Source organism: Enterococcus sp. DIV0724b (genome assembly GCF_050531475.1).
Lineage (GTDB): Bacteria > Bacillota > Bacilli > Lactobacillales > Enterococcaceae > Enterococcus_L > Enterococcus_L haemoperoxidus.
Window position 1 is genome coordinate 1,898,152 of the sequence record NZ_CP172890.1, and the last position, 20,196, is coordinate 1,918,347.

Genomic DNA, 20,196 nt, shown 5'->3' on the forward strand with positions numbered 1-20,196 from the left:
ATTTATGCCTCCTCTTTAGACCATGCTGATTGTCCATCAACAAATGTCATTAGTGTATTCCCTTTGACTTTCCAACCAACAAACGGAGTATTGACGCCTAATGATTCAAAATCTTTATCATCAATTTCCTCTTCAGACAGCAAGTCGAAAACGGCGATATCCGCAGGACTTCCGATTGTAAGTGTACCAGCATCTAAACCAAAAATCTCTGCTGGTTTTGTTGCCATCCAATTGATTACTTGTTCTAAAGTGAATTTCCCAGTTACAACAAAATGGGTATAAATCAGTTGAAAAGCTGTTTCACTTCCGACAATTCCAAATGGTGCTTTTAAGAAGGTCTGATTTTTTTCTTCTAGTCCATGGGGTGCGTGGTCAGTAGCAATACAATCAATCGTACCATCAAGTAAACCTTCGATTAACGCATCACGATCAGATGTTGCTCTAAGTGGTGGATTCATTTTCCAAAAACCATTATCTTCTGGAATATCTTCATCAATCAAAATCAAGTGGTGAGGAGCAACTTCCGCTGTAACATGAATTCCAGCTCGTTTAGCATCCCGTATCACACGAACGCTTTCTTTTGTTGAAACATGACAGACATGATAATGCACACCAGTTTCACCTGCTAAAACAACATCTCGAGCGATTTGTGAGGCTTCTGTAGAACTTAAAATTCCTGGTAAACCTAATTTTTTCGAAATCGCTCCTTCATGCATGACTCCGCCAAAGAGAAGTGATTCATCTTCTGTATGAGCTACGATCGCCATGTCGATCGCTGCTGCTTCTTTCATTGCAAGATACATTGTACCTGCAGTTTGTACGCCTACCCCGTCATTTGTAAACGCGAAAGCGCCAACTGCTTTTAACGCTTTTTGATCGGTTAATGTTTCACTGCGTAATTCTTCTGTGATTGGTGCATATTGCAACACTTTTACCACAGCGTTTTCTTCAATAATGTCATAAACTTCTTTTAATTTTTCTGCAGTATCTGGTACAGGGTTTAAGTTAGGCATAGCGCAAACGGTTGTGTATCCGCCTCTTGCAGCTGATTTACTGCCTGTTTCGATTGTTTCTTTATAAGTGAACCCAGGTTCTCTTAGGTGAACATGAACATCAACTAACCCTGGAGTGATCAGTTGACCTTTTGCATCGTATACTTTTTCAAATTCAGATTCATCAAAGGTTTCACCAATTGCTCTGATTTTTCCATGTTCTATCCAAATTTCTGCTGGTATCAATTGATTGTCTTTTTTTATGATTCTTCCATTTTTGATAAGTGTTTTCATTTTGTTCACCTATGCCTTTCCATGTAATACTGCTTCTAAGATTGCCATTCTCATATAAACGCCATTGCTCATCTGCTGAATAATTCTGGATTGAATCCCTTCAACTAAAGAATCCGCTAATTCAACATCCCGATTGACAGGAGCTGGATGCATAATGACTGCATGTTTTTGTAGTCGTTTCGCTCGTTCAACAGTTAAACCGTATTGTTGATGATACTCTTGTTTTGAAAACAGTTCTGATCCATCATGACGTTCATGTTGCACTCTAAGCAGCATCATCACATCTACTGTCTCTACTACTTCCTCTAAAGGCATATAGTGCCCATATGCTTCAAATTGCTTGTCGTACCATTCTTCTGGTCCTGAGAAAAAGATTGTGGCACCAAGTCGTTTCAGCATTTGCATGTTTGATTTTGCGACTCTAGAGTGTGTGATATCACCAACGATTGCAATTTTTAATCCTTCAAAGTGCTTAAATTCTTCATATATTGTCATCAAATCTAATAAACATTGCGTAGGATGCTGACCACTACCGTCTCCACCGTTAATGATGGAACATTGAATTGTTTTGCTTTGAATCAATTCGTCATAATAGTTTTCTTCTCCATGACGAATGACTGCCACATCCACTCCGATTGCTGACATTGTCAGCACTGTATCATAAAGCGTCTCACCTTTTTTTACCGAGCTCATACTTTCTTCAAACTCGATTACTTCAATCCCTAATTTTTTTTCAGCAACATCAAAGCTCTTGTGGGTTCGTGTGCTGTTCTCAAAAAACAGATTTGTCGCAAAGTATTGTTTTTTCTCGGGTTGCCAGGTCGCTCCTTGTTTAAACTCTTGCGCACGGTGGATCAAGCCCATAACTTCTTGATCACTTAATGCTTCTACGGTTAACAGATGTTTCAAACTGATACGTTCAGATGTGATGATCATTCGTTTTCCTCCTTATTTTAAAAGCTGAAAGAGTTCGATCAGCCTTGACAGGAAAATACGTTTGTGACGCTTTTTGTCACAGCATATTTTATCTTTTTCCCGAAAGGCTAGCTCTTGAAGCTAGATAACGATAGTAACAACGTTCCACTTCGCTAGTTAGACTTTTTCTTCACTACGTGCTGTTTCAGGTAAAATCAAGTTTAGGATAATTCCTAAAACTGTGGCTAATGCCATCGATGATAACTCGAAGGTATCTAATTTAAAGACTAAGCCGCCGATACCGATAACTAAGATCACTGATGCAATCAGTAAATTCTTTTTCTTGTCAAAGTTGATTTGATTATCTATCAAAATTTTCAACCCGCTGGCTGCGATTACTCCGAATAAGACGAAGCTGATACCTGAAATAACTGGACCAGGGATACTTAAAATGATTGCACTTAATTTCCCTACAAAACCAAGTCCAACAGCGAAGACCGCAGCCCCTGCAATAACGAACACACTGTGTACTCGCGTAATTGCTAGAACACCGATATTTTCACCGTAACTTGTAACAGGCGGTCCACCAACCAACCCTGCTACAATCTGTGCAGCACCGTCACCCATTAATGTTTTTGATAACCCAGGCTCTTGGAAGAAATTGCGTTTGGTTAGTTTATTTAAAACCATTAAGTGTCCGATATGCTCTGTCATCGTGACAAATGCGATTGGGGCCATTGTTGTGATTGCATTTAAATATAGTTTAGGTTGATATTGAACAAAAGGTATTTCAAAGTTTGGCATAGCAAACCAAGCTGCATTTTTGATTGGTTCAATGTCTACGATACCGAATACTAATGCAACGAGATACCCACTGATGATTCCTAGTAAAATTGGAATCAAGCCTAAAAATCCTTTGAAAAACATGTTATAAAAGATTGTTAATCCCAGTGTGATCAAAGCAACCGCAATGAATTTAAAATCATACTCTCCGTTATTGAACATGGCGTTATTTGCAGCATTAGAAGCAAGCCCTAATCCAATGACCATTACAACGGGACCTACTACGATCGGTGGTAGAATTTTATCTAACCAAGCTGAGCCGATTTTACTTATAATGATGGAAACGATTAGATAAACTAATCCTGTTGTTATAGCACCTTGAGCGATTGCTGGGTAGCCATCACTTTTCATTAGCATCTGCATTGCCGCGATAAAGGCAAAACTACTTCCTAGATAAGCTGGAATTTTCCCTTTTGTTACGAATAAATAGACGATTGTGCCAAGTCCCGAACTAACTAAAGCGATTCCTGGATCGATTCCTACTAAAATTGGCACTAATACTGTTGCACCAAACATTGTGAATAAATGCTGTAAGCTTAAGCCAACCCAATGTACTGTCTTCGGTCTATCGTGAATATCTAAAACTGCTTCATCATTACGAAATTTCTTTTCTGTCATCTCAACCTACCCTATCTTTGCTATTGTATTTTTTACTCTTCTGTGCTTGCAATCAAAATCCGATCTGCTCCGTCTTTTTCTTCTACTTCAACAATGATTTCTTCTGCCATTGAAGTCGGGATATTTTTACCAACATAATCCGCTCTAATCGGAAGCTCTCTGTGCCCTCTATCCACTAAGACAGCTAATGAAATTTTTCTAGGTCGACCAAGATCCATTACTGCATCCATTGCAGCTCGTATCGTCCGTCCTGTAAAAAGTACATCATCAATCAAAATCACTTCTTTTCCTTCTAATGAAACAGGAATATCAGACGAGTGAAGTTCTGGTTCTTCTAATGAACGTTCTTTCATTGATTGACCATCCATATCATCCCGATATAGGGTAATGTCCAACTCACCTACCGGAACTTCAATGTGTTCTAATTGTTTTAAACGTTCTGCAATTCTTTGAGCAATATAGATTCCACGGGTTTTTATTCCAACCAATACAATATCTTGGATTCCTTTGTTTCTCTCAATGATTTCATAAGTAATTCTTGTTAGTGCACGTTTCATAGTTACTGCATCGACAACTTCTTTTTTTTGCATTTTTTTCTCCTCCTGAAAATGTAGTTTTCACAATTGCCTTATGAGCTATTTGTTTCAGTGTAAAGGCATCACACTTGCTCTATTTCATGTGATGTTAGTGTTTGCTTTTCCTAATTTTAAGTAGTTGATTTCACTAGAGTGATAACTTCGCTCGAAAAATACTGTTCATCACCTGCTTTGCAAAACGGTCGCTGTGATTCTCAACAATTCGTGGCAAAGAAAAATCCTCCTACCCGTGTTCGGATAGGAGGATTGAATTTATCTATACAAAGATACCATTCAGTTCATACAGATTTTTTCTAAGCGCACCTAGATATTGTTCTGCATGTTTCCTTCTTAGCCTCACGGGACTACTCTTAAAGGATTACTTATTAAATTTTCTTTCTAAAACAGTGTACCTTTTCTTTTAAAATAAATCAATCATTATTTCTTAATTGGTCTAAAGTTTTTTCGAAAAGATCTGGTAAAGGCGCTTCAAAGACCATCATTTGGCCGGTTGTTGGGTGTTTAAAACCTAGTATTTCGGCGTGTAAAAATTGTCCTTTGCCTTTTAACGTCTTTCTTGGTCCATATAACGGGTCGCCTGCGACTGGATAACCGATATATTTCATGTGGACACGGATTTGATGCGTGCGTCCTGTTTCTAATTGAAGTTGAAGTAAGGTATAACCTTCAAAGCGCTCCAACACTTCAAAATGTGTCACTGCTGGTTTTCCACCTTCGATGACTGCTTGCATTTTCCGATCATTTTTTGAACGGCCAATTGGCGCATTAATTTCACCTTTATCATGCGATATTTCACCATGGACTAAGGCAACGTATTTTCTAAGTGAGGTTTTATCTTTTAATTGTTCAGCTAAAGCAATGTGAGCTTTATCATTTTTAGCAACCATTAATAAACCTGAGGTATCTTTATCGATACGATGGACGATGCCGGGACGTATGATGCCGTTGATTGAAGATAAGTCCTTTATATGATATAACAAGGCATTTACTAGTGTTCCATGCTGATGTCCAGCAGATGGATGAACGACCATTCCTTGAGGTTTATTAACGACTAATACATCGTCATCTTCATAAACAATTTCGATTGGAATATCTTCTGCTAAAACATCAAGTTCTTCTGGCTCAGGCACATTAATATTAATTTCGTCATTTTCTTTTACTTTATAATTTGGACGGGTAATTTCACCATTGACCGTTATATTTTGATCTTTTAACCACTGTTGAATTTGTGAACGGGAATGATCTTTTAATAAATCACTCAAAACTTTGTCGATCCGTCCTTTTTCTTGTTTTATTTTTACATTAATTTGGTCCATTTTTTCCATCCTTCGCTGCTTTTTCGTCTAAAATCAAATAAATAAAAATACATATCACGCCAATTACTAGCGCAGAGTCAGCAACATTGAATATAGGAAAGCTAATAAATTCTGTTTGGAACATATCAACAACAAAACCTAGACGAATGCGGTCGATAAAATTTCCGACTGCTCCGGCTAAGACTAAACTCAAACCGACTGTAAACCACTTGCTTCCATTAATATTTTTAACTAAAATATACAAAACCACGGCTACCACAATCACCGTGACGATATAAAAGAACCACATTTTTCCTTCTAGAAGACTCCATGCAGCTCCCGTATTCCGAAGGTACGTAAATGATAACACTCCTGGAATAAATTCTTTGGTTTCGCCCAGTGGGATATTGGCAACCGTTAAATATTTGACCCACTGATCTAAACCAACTAGGACTGCACTGATAATTAAATAAACTGCTAACAACGGCTTTCATTCCTTCTCTAAATTATTATATAAATCTCTTGGACGAATAATGCCAAGCAAACTACCATTTGGATTGCCATCTTTTGTGATCAAAATTGCTTCTAATTTGACTTGGGTCACAAACATCTCTTCAACTTGAAACACTGTCGTATCTTTACTAACAAATTGGTAGTTACTGCCTTTGTAATTACTTACCAAAAGTTCTGAGGCTTTTCTTCCTTCTAACTGAATGTCTCCTTTAGAACTTTCGACTGCCAACCAAATTCCTAACCCTCTGACAGTGATCAACCCTTTAAATATCCCATCATCATAGATTGGAAATTGTGAGTATTGCTTACGAGCCACAATCGTTAAAATTTCTTTGATAGAAATGTTCACATCAAATCCTGTGACCTTTTTTGAGAAACGAGGTAGAACGGTTTCAGGACTGATCAACGATTTTTCGATTTCCAACAGGCGGTTAACTGCCCACTCATTTGGTTCAGCTATCACAAAATCGGTTGAAATCTGTTCATGAACAATCGCATTTCTTAGTTGGGCCATTTGGAGTAAATCATCTTGAAAAAGTGGTATTTGGCTGTCTTTTTTTCTAGATAATCTTCGAACCATTTCACTGAATCCCATATTAGTTGGATTATTTAATTGTTCACGAAACCACTTTTCAATACGATTAAAACTACTTAGAAATTCTTCAGCTCTTTCACCCATCACATTTTCTCCTTGATTACATATGCTTTATTTAACATTGAAAATACAAAAATAAAATAGAGAACAAATAATAGTAAAATTCCTATTATATTCAAATGTAACAACGGAATCAAAAACATTCCAATGAAGAGTATAACATAAATCAAGATCAATGTTGGGTTCATTGTTATCTCTAAATCAACAATTCGTCCTTGATCGCTTACCGCAAAAGGTGCACTCTTCAAAAAGAAAAACTTAGCCTGTATTGTACATTCTGTTTCATCTATTTCGACTTGTTTTATTTCATTATGGCTTAAGTAAAACCACTTTTTATCATTTTTTCTGATCTCGATTGGACTACCCATTCCATAAAATCCGGTATTTCTAGTACAACGAATATTCATGCTGATTCCTCCTCGAGCTTTAGTCTAAATTATATAACAAAAATAGTCAGACTGGAAGAAAGAAGTTGATTTGGGTAGAAATAAATTTCTTTCTACTAAAAAAACAAAAGCCTTTAAGAAATAGGCTTTTGTTTTACTATTATCAATTATTACAGATTAAAATAATCCAATTGCCTGTCCCTCTTTATCAACATCCATATTCAATGCAGCAGTTTTTTTCGGCAAGCCTGGCATCGTCATGACATCCCCCGTTAAAGCTACAATAAAACCTGCACCAATTTTAAAAACTAGATCACGAATCGTTATTGTACAGCCTTCTGGATGCCCTGAATTTTGAGGATCATCAGACAAGGAATATTGCGTTTTTGCCATACTTACTGGCAAACGATCCCAACCGTATTTTTCAAAAGTAGCAAGTTGGTTTTGTGCTTTTTTAGAAAACGCTACATCACTACCGCCGTAGATTTTCGTTACGATTGCGTGAATTTTATCTTCTAGATTCATCCCCATTTGATAAATCGTTTTAAAATCAGCTGTCTCTTTTTCAATAACTTGTGTAACCCTTTTTGCTAAAGCCACACAACCTTATGCCCCTTTTCCCCAAACACTCGTCAATTCAACTGGTACTTGGATTGTTTCACATAATTTCCGTAAAGTAGCAATCTCTTTTACATTATCGTTAACTCCAGTGAAATGCAAGTTGATATCTTCCATCGACAATACTTGAACATATCCTCCGCCAGTCGCTCCACCTTTGATGCCCATAACAGGTCCAATAAAGGTTCGCGTAAGGAAATAATGGTCTTCTTTCCAATATGATTCAACGCATCTCCTAAGTCAATCGTAACTGTTGATTTACCTTCTCCCGCTGGAGTTGGATTAATCGAGGTGACTAAAATCAATTTTTGCTTTGTATTTACCGAATAATTCTAGATCTTCTTGAGTTAGACAAATTGATTCTGATACTTTATTAATAGGTAATAAGTCAACATTTCGAGAAATTTCTATATCTGTTTTCATCATACAAGCTCTTTCCCAAACTATTTTAACCAAATATCATTTTTCGTTAAGTTTTAACTCGTTATAACGTTTAATTCAGTACTTTTCCATTATAAAAATAACTTTTTTACAAAAGATTGACGGGTTGCTTTTTTCACTTTATAATGATGCTAGACTTTAGAAAATAAAGGAGCGTGATTTGAATGGAAAAAGGGTTCGTCAAGTGGTTCGATAATAGAAAAGGTTACGGATTTATTGGTTACAATGAGGACGAAGAAATCTTTGTTCATTTCACAGCAATCGAAGAAGATGGCTTTAAATCATTGGAAGAAAATCAAGCTGTAGAATTTGAAGTAATGGAAGGTACACGTGGCTTACAAGCTGCTCATGTAAAAAAATTATAGAAAAAAGCTATTTGCTTGTCATTTATGAATAATTAAAAAGAAGAGCTAAGCAAAACCTCTAGGGTTTTGCTTAGCTCTTCTTTTTAATAATGTTTGCCAATAGTCAATTCAGGGTCATCAATAACAGTTGCTGTAAAGAAGCTGTTCTGCTTGATTGACTCCAAAAATGCTGTTTTATTTTTCTTGGTCATAATAAACATTTGTGTGTGTTCTTTAAATTCAGACGATTTTATTTCAATACATTTTGGCCCGACTCGAATCATTTCGATTGAAGGTAACGTTATTTTTTTACGTCTCATTGGTAATAATGCATGGACGATCAAAAATTCATCTTCAATCATAAAATAACGGTTGCATCCCAGAAAAGCAAAGAAAAAGAAAAGACCTAACACAATATTACTAATCAAATAAGGACGAGTATGTTCTAATGTTAAAATCAAACTCAAAAATAAAATGCCAAATGTACAGGACCAATAAATTATCGCTGTTGATAATTCTGGTTGCCAATGATAGACTCTTTTCTTCATGTAGCGACCCCTTAATAAAAATTCAGTATGTTATAATAGTACCACACTTCAACTTTTAACAAAAAGAAAATAAGGAGACTTTTATGTTACGAATATATGTCGATGCTGCAACAAAAGGAAATCCTGGCCCAAGTGGTGGCGGTATTGTAATTGTAGGTGATGCACTTCATGAACAAATCCACTTGCCTCTTGGAGAGTGTTCCAATCACGAGGCTGAATTTAAAGTTTTTATTAAAGCGTTGGAATTTGTTATTGAAAAAAAACTAAACGATCAAACCGTACTGATCCACTCCGACAGTAAAATCGTGGTTCAAACAATTGAAAAACATCATGCCAAAAACCCTTTATTCCAACCTTATTTACATACATATCAGCAATTAGAAAGTCATTTTCCTTTATTGCTAGTAAAATGGCTTCCTGAAAGCCAAAATAAAGGTGCAGATACATTAGCTAAACAAGCATTGCAAAAATATTAGTAGAAAATGAGCCTAACGCGATCATTTCAATTTCACATGGTTAAATTGGCTATGCTACCATTTGTTACTTGAAGAATAGACAGAGGAGATAATTCAATCTGCATCCCTCTTTTACCTGCCGAAATAATGATCGCATCAAAGGAATTTGCTTCTTCAGCAATGTACGTTGGAAACTGTTTTTTCATTCCGATTGGAGAGCAGCCACCTCTAATATAGCCAGTCGTTTCTTCTAAATCTTTCAGATGAAGCATATCAACTTTTTTATTACCACTTACACTTGCTAATTTTTTTAGATCCAATTCTTTATTACCTGGAATAACGGCGACAACAGGACCAGTTTTATTGCCTATAGTTACTAACGTCTTAAAGATTTTTCCATCCTCGATCCCTAATTTTACAGCAACACTATCTGCACTTAAATGGTCTTCACTCCACTCAAATTCATATTCTTTATATGTGATTTTATGTTGTTCAACAATTCGCATTGCATTTGTTTTTTGTGCTTTCTTTTTCTTAGCCAATTTATTCACCTCATGATTAAGTTTATCAAAGAAATCAACGGATGCAAGAAAAATAGACTAGTTAGAAACAAGACAACTCATTTCTAACTAGTCTATTGATTATAAAGCTAACGTTTTAAGAACGTCTCGTAGTTCACCAACTGGAACTTGACCTGGTGCAGAAGCTTTTTTAGCGGCACCAAAAGTCATGGCTGAACCAAAAACTTCTCCGCACATCCGACTGACCATTCCTAGTTGCCCCATAGACATCGTAACGATTGGTCGATTTGCATGCATCGTCTTCATCTCATTTGTAGCTGACAAAAGTGTCAATACATCATCGGAAGATTGCGGCATTACAGCAATTTTACAGATATCAGCCTTTTTTTCCTGCATACGGCATAATCTTGAAACAATTTCTTCTTTGTTGGGTGTTTTATCAAAATCATGGTTACACATCACAATTTTGATGTCTTTTTCATGTGCTGCTTGAATGGTTTGTTGAACAAGAGCATCATCCATAAACAATTCAACATCCAATAAATCAATTGTACCATTTTCGATGACTGTTTTGTACAAACCAAAGTATTGTTCATCTGAAAACGCAATTTCGCCGCCTTCTTGTTTCGTACGAAACGTGAACAGAACTGGTTTATCGTTTAAGATTTCTGCAATCTTTTTTGACATTTCAGCAGCTGCTTGAAAATCGGCTACTTGATCAAAAAAATCAACACGCCATTCCACTAGATCACAATCGATCGTTACTAAATGGTTGGCTTCTTCGATTAATTCTGTTTCATTTTTACCTACTAAAGGAACAATAATTTTAGGGCTCCCACTTCCGAGAGTTACGTTTTTAACTGTGACTGTATTCATTTTTTGTATCCTCCCTATTTAGATGTATCGATCGTTTGACGATAGCGAATAAAAATAATAACCGCTAAAACAAAACCGATTCCCGCAATGATCGTATCGAATAACATGATACCACGTACATTCGTTTTGGCGATTTGAGCGGCTGCTACTGGAATAACAAATGAAGCAATACTTCCAAACGTATAATAGATTCCTGTGATTGTCCCTTTACCTGCTGGGAACATTTCACCCATCACTGTCAGTCCTAATTGTAACACGCCACCAGCGGCAAAGAAACCGACTAATGCTGCGCCAATCATACAAACAAGCGGAGTTGGGAATAACCACATAATAGCGATCGTCAAAAATGAAACAAATGTATAAATAACAACTAGATACACTGAACGAACTTTAGAAGCCATAATTGCTGTAAATGCTACACATAGTAAAGAACCAATCGAATAATAAGAAACTAAGACACCTGCATCAGTTTGAGCCATGCCGGCAACTTGTTCACCATAGGTTCCGATAAATTGACTGATTAAATAAAACGTTGCTTGCGCGATAAAACCATAGATAACAAAAGCAACCCCTTCGATCGCCATCTTAGGTTTTGATTTAAATTTCACTGTTGGTGCTTGTTCTACTATCTCTTCAGTTTCTTCAGCAAGTTTAGCATCTGCATCAGGAAACGGTTGCTTCCACAAATAAATCGCATTGATCCCCAGTAAAATTGCGGCAATCATAAATGACCAACCAAACCATAAGTGATTTGAAGCTAAGAATTTAATGATCAATGGAAGAGCAAATTGTCCTCCTTGAATAAAGGCTTTTAACAAAACTGTGGCTGTTCCAGCTGTTTTAGGAAATGATTCCATTAATGCAGGATAGGTTCCAGAATCTAGGAATGAATTTGAAATCCCGGCAACTACTGCGAAAAACATGGCTAACTCAACACTTGGACTATACAATATTCCAAAGAAATAAGCGGCATAGGTAACCATTCCTAAATAAATAAATGGCTTACGTCCAAACTTATCAGATAAGCGCCCTGAGATCATGATGGCAATCAAACGACCAATCCCTAACATCGAAATAACTTTAGCAATCCCCATCAAATCCGTATCCCATTGTGTCATCAACGAATTTTGGTTTTGTGAAATAATAATAACGCCCATCCCATGGACAATGTAGTTGATATATAGACCTATGGCGGTCGGTGTGTATTTATTTTTCATCATTTTCTCCTAACTGTTAGTCCTTAAATAGTAGTTCTTTAATATAGTCAACAGGCATATCTTCCCCAGTGAAATGCTTGAATGCTTCTGCCCCTTGATAAAGCATCATACCCAAACCGTTGATCGCTTTTTTTGCACCATGTTCACGAGCAAATTTTAATAATTTTGTTTCTTTTGGCATATAAACAACATCAAAGACAACTAAGTCTGGACGGATAACTTCCGGATCATTGATCAAGCTTTCTTCTTGTAGTGGTTTCATCCCCACACCTGTTGCATCAATATAAATGCTACTTTCACTGATTGACTCTTTAAATGCTGCTTGATCTGATAAATCAGTCAATGTTGCTTTACATTCTGTGTTCTCATTGATTTTTTTCACTGTTTCTTCAGCATTTTTGTAGTGTTGGTCATTGATATTGAAAATACGTAATTCTTTGGCCCCGTCTAATGCTGCTTGAATCGCAATTGCCGTTCCCGCACCACCAGCACCAGTCATCGTGATGATTTGATTTTTGACTTCTACGTCCTCTTCTTTTAACGCACGCATTGCGCCAGTACCATCCGTTACATGCCCAACTAAATGACCTTTTCCATCTTTATTCGTTACAGTATTAACCGCACCGACTAATTTTGCAGCTGGTGAAAGTTCGTCTAAATAAGGAATAATTGCTTGCTTATTCGGCATTGAAACATTTGAACCGCGAATCCCTAATGCACGAATTCCTTGAACTGCGTCTTTCAATTCTTCATTGCCCACTTCAAAAGCCATATAAGCATAATCTAAACCTAATTTAGCAAAAGCCTCGTTATGCATGGTTGGTGACAGGCTATGGCGAATCGGTGTCGCAATCAAACTGATTAATAATGTGTGTCCGTCAATTCTTTCTGTCATGTTAAATTCCCTCACTTTATATAGTTTGTGTTGCTTGTAGACTTTTTGTTTGTTCAAACAACGCTTTTTGTGTTCGTGTGTTTTCTAGCACTTCAATTGTTTTTAGAATGTCGCGGGCTTCTCTTGTCCCTTCCATGATCCGTCTAGCTACTTTGCTATCACCCATATTTAAAAGAACTGCACCGTTACTTCTAGCATACTGGTCTAATTCGCGAATCATTGGTGCTTCTGCACGCATCCCTAAACATACAAAACCTAAGTCAAATGGTAATTCGATCATTTCTCCATCTTTTTCAACTAAGAAACTACTTTCTCTAACTTCTGTTAATTTCGTTTCTACATGAACTTCCACACCAAATTTTTCAACGATTTCCATCATCGCAAGCTTTGTGATCAAATCTAGATCTTTCCCTATTTCACCTTGCATTTCCACGATACTGACTTTTTTAGCACCACGTTCGGCATAATACTCCACAACGTCTAAACCAACAGCACCTCCACCGATCACAACAACTTCTTTTCCTTCAAATTCTTGGAATTTTGACATATCCTCTAAGATATCAAAAATAGAAAAGATTTTTCTGTTTGGATTATCTAGTTGTTCATTTAATCCATTGATTGGTGGTAATAACGGTTTTGCACCTGTTGCATTAACAATGATATCTGGTCCTATAGCTTCGATATCAGCTAATGTTGCTGCATGATTTAGATGAATCGCTAAGTTATCCAATTCTTTGCAACGATTGATTTCGTAAGTAATAAAATCATCAATTCTTTTTTTGTCAGGGAAACGAGCAATTTCATGCCCTAATCCACCTAGATACTCTTTTTGTTCAAAAAGTTCAACGCTAACACCAACTTCAGCTGCTGTGGCTGCTGCTTCAAGTCCAGTCGTTCCTCCACCAATCACAACCATTTTAGTTGGATGCAAAATAGGTTTCATTTTATACTCATCTTCATAATGCAGGTCTGGATTGACAGTACAACGCATTGGACGTGCTTTGGCGATCCGATGATCCGCACAACCAATATTGCAAGAGATACATTTTCTAAGTAGGTCTTCTTGTCCATTTGCAACTTTATTGACCCAGTTAGGCTCGGCAATCAAACCACGGCCCATTGCTAATAAATCTGCGTCTCCAGCTTCTAGAATTTCTGTTGCTCGTTTAGGGCTACGGATATTTCCTGATGTAACTGTTATTTTATCAGGAAAACGTTCTTTGACCGCTTTTGACATATATGCACGCCAACCGTCTGCTAAATTCATTTTATCGATTTGATATTGTAAGCTATCATTCAATGCTGCAGACACATTTAAAATATCTACTTCGTCCGCAAAATAGCTTAAAATCTCAATGGTATCTTCTAATGTATTACCGCCTTCTAATAGTTCATCGGCACTGAACCGTAACGAAATCGGGAAAAATGGTCCTACAGCTTTTCTGACAGCTTCAACAACTAGTTTTGTAAAACGAGCACGATTCTCTGGACTTCCACCAAATTTATCTGTTCGTTTATTGTATAAAGGAGATAAAAATTGACTCAATAGATAAGAATGACCTGCGTGAATTTCTACACAATCAAATCCAGCACGTTGTGCTCTTAAAGCACCATCTGCATAACGATCTACAATACCATATATTTCTTCTTCGGTCAGTGGTCGTGGTATCGGATTGCCTTTTTTAGAAGGAATGTTCGATGCCGAAACGGGTTGCTCTCCATCTAAACGTAATCCGTATGCAGAGGCTCCCGCATGATTGATTTGAACTGACGTACAGGCACCATACGCATGCATTTTTTCGTTAAAATGCCATAATCCTGAAATGTATTGATCGTTGTCCATCCTTAATTGACGGGCGCCATTGGTCCCCATAGGATAATCAATACACACATTTTCCAAAGTAATTAAACCAGTTCCACCTTTAGCCCGTTGTTCGTAATACGAAACGTGTTGCATACTAAACGTTCCGTCCATATTAGCGAAGTTTGTTCCCATTGGTGGCATAACAACTCGATTTTTTAAAGTCATTCGTTTTACAGTTAAAGGTTCAAAGATTGCTTGATAATTATTCATGATAACCTCCTAATTTAAATGCTGAAAGAGCTCGTTCAGTCTCGACAGGAAAATAGGAAAAATAACTGAGACGCTTTTTGTCTCATTTATTTTTTATCTTTTTACCGAGAGACTAGCTCTTGAAGATAGATAACAATAAAAGCGGAACAAATCGGTTAAGCCTAGAGAAAATCAGGAAATTGCTATTGAAGTCAATTTCTCTATTTTCGTAAGGATTGATTTGTGCAGCTAGATAACATTAAAAGCGAAGTGGCTCATTCGATTCTGACATAAAAATAGGAAATTATGATTGAGGCGCTTTTTGTCTTAACCCTAATTGTCTATTAAAAACAAGCTCACTTAATTAATGCTTTTCAATTGTTACTCTTTTCACAATTTCTATGAATTTATTTTAATTCATCTAACCAATAAATTCCAATGAATGTTTTTTATATTTTCGATAAATATAATTTATGTATATAACGTGAATCTTTTTTTCTTTAGCTGGTGCATATTTTCATAATTATTGTTAAACTGTGCATAAGAAGCCATTACTGATAAGGAGTATTTCATATGAATTTGAGACAATTAGAATTTTTTAGAATGTTGGCGGATACCCAACATATGACCCATGCGGCCAAGTTATTGAATACGACCCAGCCGAATTTAAGTCACTCTATGTCAGAATTAGAAAAGGAACTTGATGCGCAATTATTTGAAAAAAAAGGCAGGAATATTCAGCTAACAAAATATGGGAAATTTTTTTATACGTATGTTTCAACGGCTTTAGAAGAGTTAGCTAAAGGGGAACGTGCGTTAAAAGAATTGGTCAGCCCAGAAAAAGGATTGATTGATTTTGGCTTTATTTATACCGCTGGTTCTTTTTTAGCTCCGATGCTAATGAAGGAATTTTCGACCTATCCTGGTAATGAACAGATTCGTTTTAATTTATTTCAAGGTAATTCCTCCGATATGACAGATTTACTATTAAAGGAAGAGGTAGATATTGCCATTACTTCTAAGCTAAAAGAGGATGAACAACTTAACTACGAGATTTTAACGGAACAAGAAATTGTTTTGGTCGTTCCCTTAAATCACCCTTTAGCTTCATATGATAGTATTTCTCTGAAGCAAACGAATGAGTATCCTTTTGTCTATTTTAATGAAAGAAGTGGCTTGCGTCCCTATCTTGATAAAATGTTAACTTCCGCTTCAATCACACCAACAATTGTTTGTGAAGTTGAGGAAGATCATACGATGTTAGGATTTGTAGCTCATGATTATGGAATTGCATTAATGCCGAAAATCCCCTCGATTGCTGCTTATAATGTCAAAACACTGACTCTTGAAGATAATTTTTTTCCTCGCTATATATACCTAGCGACCAAAAAAGACCATTTTCTTTCACCAGCTGCTTTGCGCTTTAAAGAATTTATTGTGCCCTTTGCACAAAACATATTTTATCAATAGAAAAAAAGGGAGTGCTCTTTAGCTGAGCCCCCTTTTTTCTATTTCTTTATTTCAATGAAAAAGACTTTCAAATAATTGCCTTCCTCAAAGTGCTTATTTGTTTTGAAATCGCTAGGTAATTGATAGGTTTCTTTGAATTGATAACGAACTTGTTTTTCTTCCAACGCTTCAATAATCATTTTTTTATATTTTTCTAGCGAAATATTTGCAGCATTTGTTGAGGCGATCAACAAGCCTTCTTTTTCTAGGATATCAACAGAATCCTTCACTAAATCCCCATAGTTTTTAGCAACTGAAAAAACCTTTTTCTTATTTCGAGCGAAACTTGGAGGATCCAAAACGATTACATCATAACGAATTTGCTTACGAGCAGCGTATTTAAAATAGTCAAAAACATCCATTACGATGATCTTTTGGTCTTCTACAGCTAGATGGTTCACTTCAAACTGTTCTTTCGTCTTTGATAAACTGCGTTTGGCTAAATCTACACTGGTTGTTACGCTTGAGCCACCCATCGCACTAGCAACCGAAAATGCACCGGTATAACTGAACATATTTAAGACTGTTTTTCCAGCCGCAACGCCTTCAATCAATCGACCACGCACTTCTTTTTGATCAAGAAAAATTCCTGTCATCAAGCCATCATTTAAATATGTAGCATAGAGTACACCATTTTCATAAACCAAAAGAGGTTCCGGTGCATCATTGCCAAATAATTTCTGTGATTCTGGTAATAATTTGCTTGCAAAACGAATCTTTTCATAGGCACCTACAATTTCCGGAAAGCTCTTTTTAAACGCTTGGACGATTTCTTCCTTTTTTTGATATAAGGTTTTGTTGTACCATGAAAATACAGCAAAATTATCGTAGCGATCAATAATAAGCCCACCAAGTCCGTCCCCTTCTCCGTTAAATATGCGGTAAGCAGAAGTCGATTCATCTTGTTCATAAACCATTCGGTGGCTTTTAGCTTTTAAAAATAAGTTTTCTAAAAAAGGAGCGTCCACGCTGCCTTGCCAGTTGACTAACCAGCCGATCCCTTTATTTTGTTCACCAAGGTAGCCTGTCGCAATAAACTGACCTTTACTATCGACAAATTTCACCCATTCATTTGAAAATGTCTTAGGTATATCATGTAAATCTTCTTTTTGGATAAGAGGATATCTTCCTTTAAACTTCTTTTCTGATTTTTTTGTTACCATTATATTCATTCTTGTCATCCTTTGTTTGTTCAATTTAAATTTTTATATAAGAATAGCTCAGGCGCTTGTGTGCCCATCATTCGCTAGTATATCAAAAAATACCGCTTGTGTCGTTAGCTAGAATTAATTTAAGACGAGTTGATATCTTAAGAAAAGTAAAACTTTGTTAACTTTATCAGCACAAATCTTGATTTAAATTGACATAGAATTACAGACAGAGTAGAATTGTAACAGTATATAGAAAGTTTCTGATATTTTCCTGTTACTTTCTCTTAGATCTGATTTTGGAAAGGATACGTTTACTTTGAATATTATAAAAAAAATGCATATGCCTAAATTTTTAAATACCAGGTTGGGACTTTTTGGGCTTGTTGCTGTATTGATCTGGTTGAAAAATATTTTTGCTTATACAGTTGATTTTCACTTAAGAATTGAGAATGCCTTTGAGTATTTTATTCTTTTCATTAATCCAATAGCTTCCACTTTCTTCTTATTGGCTATTGCATTATATGTGAGAAGAAAGAAAGCTTCTTATATTACTATGATGGTGATTTATTTTTTAATGTCTTTACTGTTGTTCTCAAATGTGGTGTATTACAGAGAATTTACTGATTTCATTACAGTAAATACTATGCTTGGTGCGGGGAAAGTTGCTAGTGGTCTTGGTGAAAGTGCTCTACGTTTATTTAGACCGTACGATGTACTTTATTGGCTTGACTTTATTATCGTTGGTATTTTGCTACTTACTAAAAAAATCAAAATGGATGAACGTCCAGTTAGAGCTCGTGTCGCTGTCTCAATCAGCATGTTGTCCGCTTTGTTCTTTGTAGCAAACTTAACATTAGCTGAAACAGCCCGTCCTCAATTATTAGGTCGTCAATTTTCTCGTGACTACATTGTTAAGTTTTTAGGTTTAAATGCTTTTACAGTATATGATGGCGTAACAACTTATCAAACCAACCAAGTTCGAGCGGAAGCTAGTGAGAACGATATGGATGCTGTTTCTGATTACGTTAAGGGTCATTATGCCGCTCCAAATCCGGATACATTTGGTATGGCTAAAGGCAAAAATGTTATCTATATCCATTTAGAGAGTTTCCAACAATTTTTGATTGATTATAAATTAAAAGATGAAAAAGGTGTCGAACATGTCGTTACTCCTTTTATTAATAGTTTATATCACAGTAACAGTACCTATAGTTTTGACAATTTCTTCCATCAAGTGGGACAAGGAAAAACGAGTGATGCTGAAACGATGTTTGAAAATTCATTATTTGGTCTTAGTCAAGGCTCATTGTTCACACAAGTTGGTGGTAAAAATACATTTGAAGCAGCTCCTGCTATTTTAGGTCAAGAGGCAGGATACACAAGTGCTGTTTTCCATGGAAATGCCGGTAACTTCTGGAATCGAAATGAAACTTACAAACATTTAGGCTATAACTACTTCTTTGATGCTAATTACTATGATGTTAATGAAGATAATTCATTCCAATATGGCTTGCATGATAAACCATTTTTCCAACAGTCTGCACAATATTTGGAACGATTACAACAACCATTTTACTCTAAATTTATTGCTGTTTCTAATCACTATCCATATTCTCAATTTACAAATGATGAGGCTGGTTTCCCAATTGCTCAAACATCTGATGAAACCATCAATGGTTATTTCGCTACAGCAAACTATCTAGATAAATCAGTTGAAGAGTTTTTCAACTATTTAAAAGCTTCTGGCTTGTATGATAACTCAGTGATTGTCCTTTATGGTGATCATTACGGTATTTCTACTTCTAGAAATGATAACTTAGCTGAATTAGTTGGTAAAACTAAATCAACTTGGAATGACTTTGACAATTCAACGATGCAGCGTGTTCCTTATATGATTCATGTTCCAGGGCAAACAAATGGCGGAATCAATCACACTTATGGTGGCCAAATCGATGCGTTACCTACCCTGTTACATTTAATGGGTATTGATACTAAAAATTATATTCAAATGGGACAAGACCTGTTCTCTAAAGAAAATTCTCAACTCGTTGCGTTTAGAAATGGGAACTACGTTTCACCAAAATATACTATGTTAGGCTCAAGCATTTACGAAACAGCAACTGGTCGTTTACTAGAAGAACCTACTGAACAAGAAAAACAAGAAGCTAAAGCACTGAAAGACAAAGCAAACTTACAACTTCAAATGTCTGATCAAACAACCAATGGTGACTTGTTACGCTTTTACACAAATAGCGGATTGACTCCAGTGAATCCGGATAACTATAATTACAAAGACCAATTGAAACAATTAGAAAAAATCGAAGATGAAAAAGGAAACGATTCAACGAGTGTTTATAGTAAAAATAACAACACGTCAACGGTTGATAAATATCATACTGAATCCTTCCAAGATTATCTGAAATCTGGAAAATAACACAGAATAATCACGAAAGCTTGAGTA

At 36.2% G+C, this 20,196-nt stretch carries 19 protein-coding genes and 1 pseudogene; 4 read left to right on the forward strand and 16 right to left on the reverse strand.

The annotated features are described in order from the left end of the window. Positions 1–2: 2 nt before the first annotated feature. The 9 genes and pseudogenes from IGJ02_RS08740 to IGJ02_RS08780 form a co-directional block, all read right to left on the reverse strand. A complete protein-coding gene (locus IGJ02_RS08740; protein ID WP_430604091.1) occupies positions 3–1,286 on the reverse strand; it encodes a dihydroorotase in 1,284 nt (427 codons plus the stop codon). Positions 1,287–1,295: 9 nt separating this feature from the next. Further along, a complete protein-coding gene (locus IGJ02_RS08745) occupies positions 1,296–2,222 on the reverse strand; it encodes an aspartate carbamoyltransferase catalytic subunit (protein WP_430601736.1) in 927 nt (308 codons plus the stop codon). A 156-nt stretch (positions 2,223–2,378) separates the two neighbouring features. Then, positions 2,379–3,662, reverse strand: coding sequence for a solute carrier family 23 protein (locus IGJ02_RS08750; RefSeq protein ID WP_430601737.1), 1,284 nt, complete (start codon positions 3,660–3,662; stop codon positions 2,379–2,381). 32 nt (positions 3,663–3,694) lie between these two features. Next, on the reverse strand, positions 3,695–4,252 hold the full coding sequence (gene pyrR / locus IGJ02_RS08755; RefSeq protein WP_010761468.1) for a bifunctional pyr operon transcriptional regulator/uracil phosphoribosyltransferase PyrR: 558 nt from the start codon (positions 4,250–4,252) through the stop codon (positions 3,695–3,697). 416 nt (positions 4,253–4,668) lie between these two features. Continuing rightward, positions 4,669–5,574 carry an RluA family pseudouridine synthase gene (locus tag IGJ02_RS08760; RefSeq protein WP_010761469.1) on the reverse strand — a complete coding sequence of 302 codons (906 nt, stop codon included), beginning with the start codon at positions 5,572–5,574 and terminating at the stop codon, positions 4,669–4,671. After that, the gene (lspA, locus tag IGJ02_RS08765) at positions 5,561–6,037 is read right to left on the reverse strand and encodes a signal peptidase II (RefSeq protein WP_010761470.1); all 477 of its coding nucleotides are present in this window, start codon (positions 6,035–6,037) and stop codon (positions 5,561–5,563) included. The genes IGJ02_RS08760 and lspA overlap by 14 nt, the downstream gene beginning before the upstream one ends. A 6-nt stretch (positions 6,038–6,043) precedes the next feature. Further along, complete coding sequence (locus tag IGJ02_RS08770) at positions 6,044–6,745, reverse strand: CBS domain-containing protein (RefSeq protein WP_430601738.1); 702 nt, start codon at positions 6,743–6,745, stop codon at positions 6,044–6,046. Further along, entirely contained in the window at positions 6,745–7,128 is a 384-nt protein-coding gene (locus tag IGJ02_RS08775) for a hypothetical protein (RefSeq protein ID WP_010761472.1), read from the reverse strand. The genes IGJ02_RS08770 and IGJ02_RS08775 overlap by 1 nt, the downstream gene beginning before the upstream one ends. A gap of 156 nt (positions 7,129–7,284) precedes the next feature. Beyond that, positions 7,285–8,148, reverse strand: a pseudogene (locus tag IGJ02_RS08780) (formate--tetrahydrofolate ligase). Between the two features lie 182 nt (positions 8,149–8,330). On the opposite strand from IGJ02_RS08780, the gene IGJ02_RS08785 reads away from it, so the two are divergent. Then, the gene (locus IGJ02_RS08785; RefSeq protein ID WP_010761475.1) at positions 8,331–8,531 is read left to right on the forward strand and encodes a cold-shock protein; all 201 of its coding nucleotides are present in this window, start codon (positions 8,331–8,333) and stop codon (positions 8,529–8,531) included. An 83-nt stretch (positions 8,532–8,614) separates the two neighbouring features. On the opposite strand, the gene IGJ02_RS08790 is transcribed toward IGJ02_RS08785, so the two are convergent. Further along, positions 8,615–9,058 carry an EbsA family protein gene (locus IGJ02_RS08790; protein WP_430601739.1) on the reverse strand — a complete coding sequence of 148 codons (444 nt, stop codon included), beginning with the start codon at positions 9,056–9,058 and terminating at the stop codon, positions 8,615–8,617. 83 nt (positions 9,059–9,141) lie between these two features. Here IGJ02_RS08790 and IGJ02_RS08795 point away from each other — a divergent pair, with 83 nt between their 5' ends. Then, the gene (locus IGJ02_RS08795) at positions 9,142–9,534 is read left to right on the forward strand and encodes a ribonuclease HI family protein (RefSeq protein ID WP_430601740.1); all 393 of its coding nucleotides are present in this window, start codon (positions 9,142–9,144) and stop codon (positions 9,532–9,534) included. Positions 9,535–9,566: 32 nt separating this feature from the next. On the opposite strand, the gene ybaK is transcribed toward IGJ02_RS08795, so the two are convergent. From ybaK to IGJ02_RS08820, 5 genes are all read right to left on the reverse strand, one after another. After that, positions 9,567–10,019, reverse strand: coding sequence for a Cys-tRNA(Pro) deacylase (ybaK, locus tag IGJ02_RS08800; protein WP_051094825.1), 453 nt, complete (start codon positions 10,017–10,019; stop codon positions 9,567–9,569). 135 nt (positions 10,020–10,154) lie between these two features. Next, the gene (gene aroD, locus IGJ02_RS08805; protein WP_430601741.1) at positions 10,155–10,910 is read right to left on the reverse strand and encodes a type I 3-dehydroquinate dehydratase; all 756 of its coding nucleotides are present in this window, start codon (positions 10,908–10,910) and stop codon (positions 10,155–10,157) included. A gap of 14 nt (positions 10,911–10,924) precedes the next feature. Further along, complete coding sequence (locus IGJ02_RS08810) at positions 10,925–12,127, reverse strand: MFS transporter (protein WP_430601742.1); 1,203 nt, start codon at positions 12,125–12,127, stop codon at positions 10,925–10,927. Positions 12,128–12,143: 16 nt separating this feature from the next. Continuing rightward, on the reverse strand, positions 12,144–13,022 hold the full coding sequence (locus IGJ02_RS08815) for a shikimate dehydrogenase (RefSeq protein ID WP_430601743.1): 879 nt from the start codon (positions 13,020–13,022) through the stop codon (positions 12,144–12,146). 16 nt (positions 13,023–13,038) lie between these two features. Next, positions 13,039–15,096, reverse strand: coding sequence for an FAD-dependent oxidoreductase (locus tag IGJ02_RS08820; protein WP_430601744.1), 2,058 nt, complete (start codon positions 15,094–15,096; stop codon positions 13,039–13,041). A gap of 552 nt (positions 15,097–15,648) precedes the next feature. Between IGJ02_RS08820 and IGJ02_RS08825 the strand changes: the two genes are divergently transcribed. Then, complete coding sequence (locus IGJ02_RS08825; RefSeq protein ID WP_010761483.1) at positions 15,649–16,545, forward strand: LysR family transcriptional regulator; 897 nt, start codon at positions 15,649–15,651, stop codon at positions 16,543–16,545. Between the two features lie 38 nt (positions 16,546–16,583). Here IGJ02_RS08825 and IGJ02_RS08830 read toward each other — a convergent pair whose 3' ends face one another. After that, the gene (locus IGJ02_RS08830; protein WP_430601745.1) at positions 16,584–17,756 is read right to left on the reverse strand and encodes a class I SAM-dependent rRNA methyltransferase; all 1,173 of its coding nucleotides are present in this window, start codon (positions 17,754–17,756) and stop codon (positions 16,584–16,586) included. A gap of 313 nt (positions 17,757–18,069) precedes the next feature. Between IGJ02_RS08830 and IGJ02_RS08835 the strand changes: the two genes are divergently transcribed. After that, a complete protein-coding gene (locus IGJ02_RS08835) occupies positions 18,070–20,169 on the forward strand; it encodes an LTA synthase family protein (protein WP_430604093.1) in 2,100 nt (699 codons plus the stop codon). Positions 20,170–20,196: the final 27 nt, after the last annotated feature.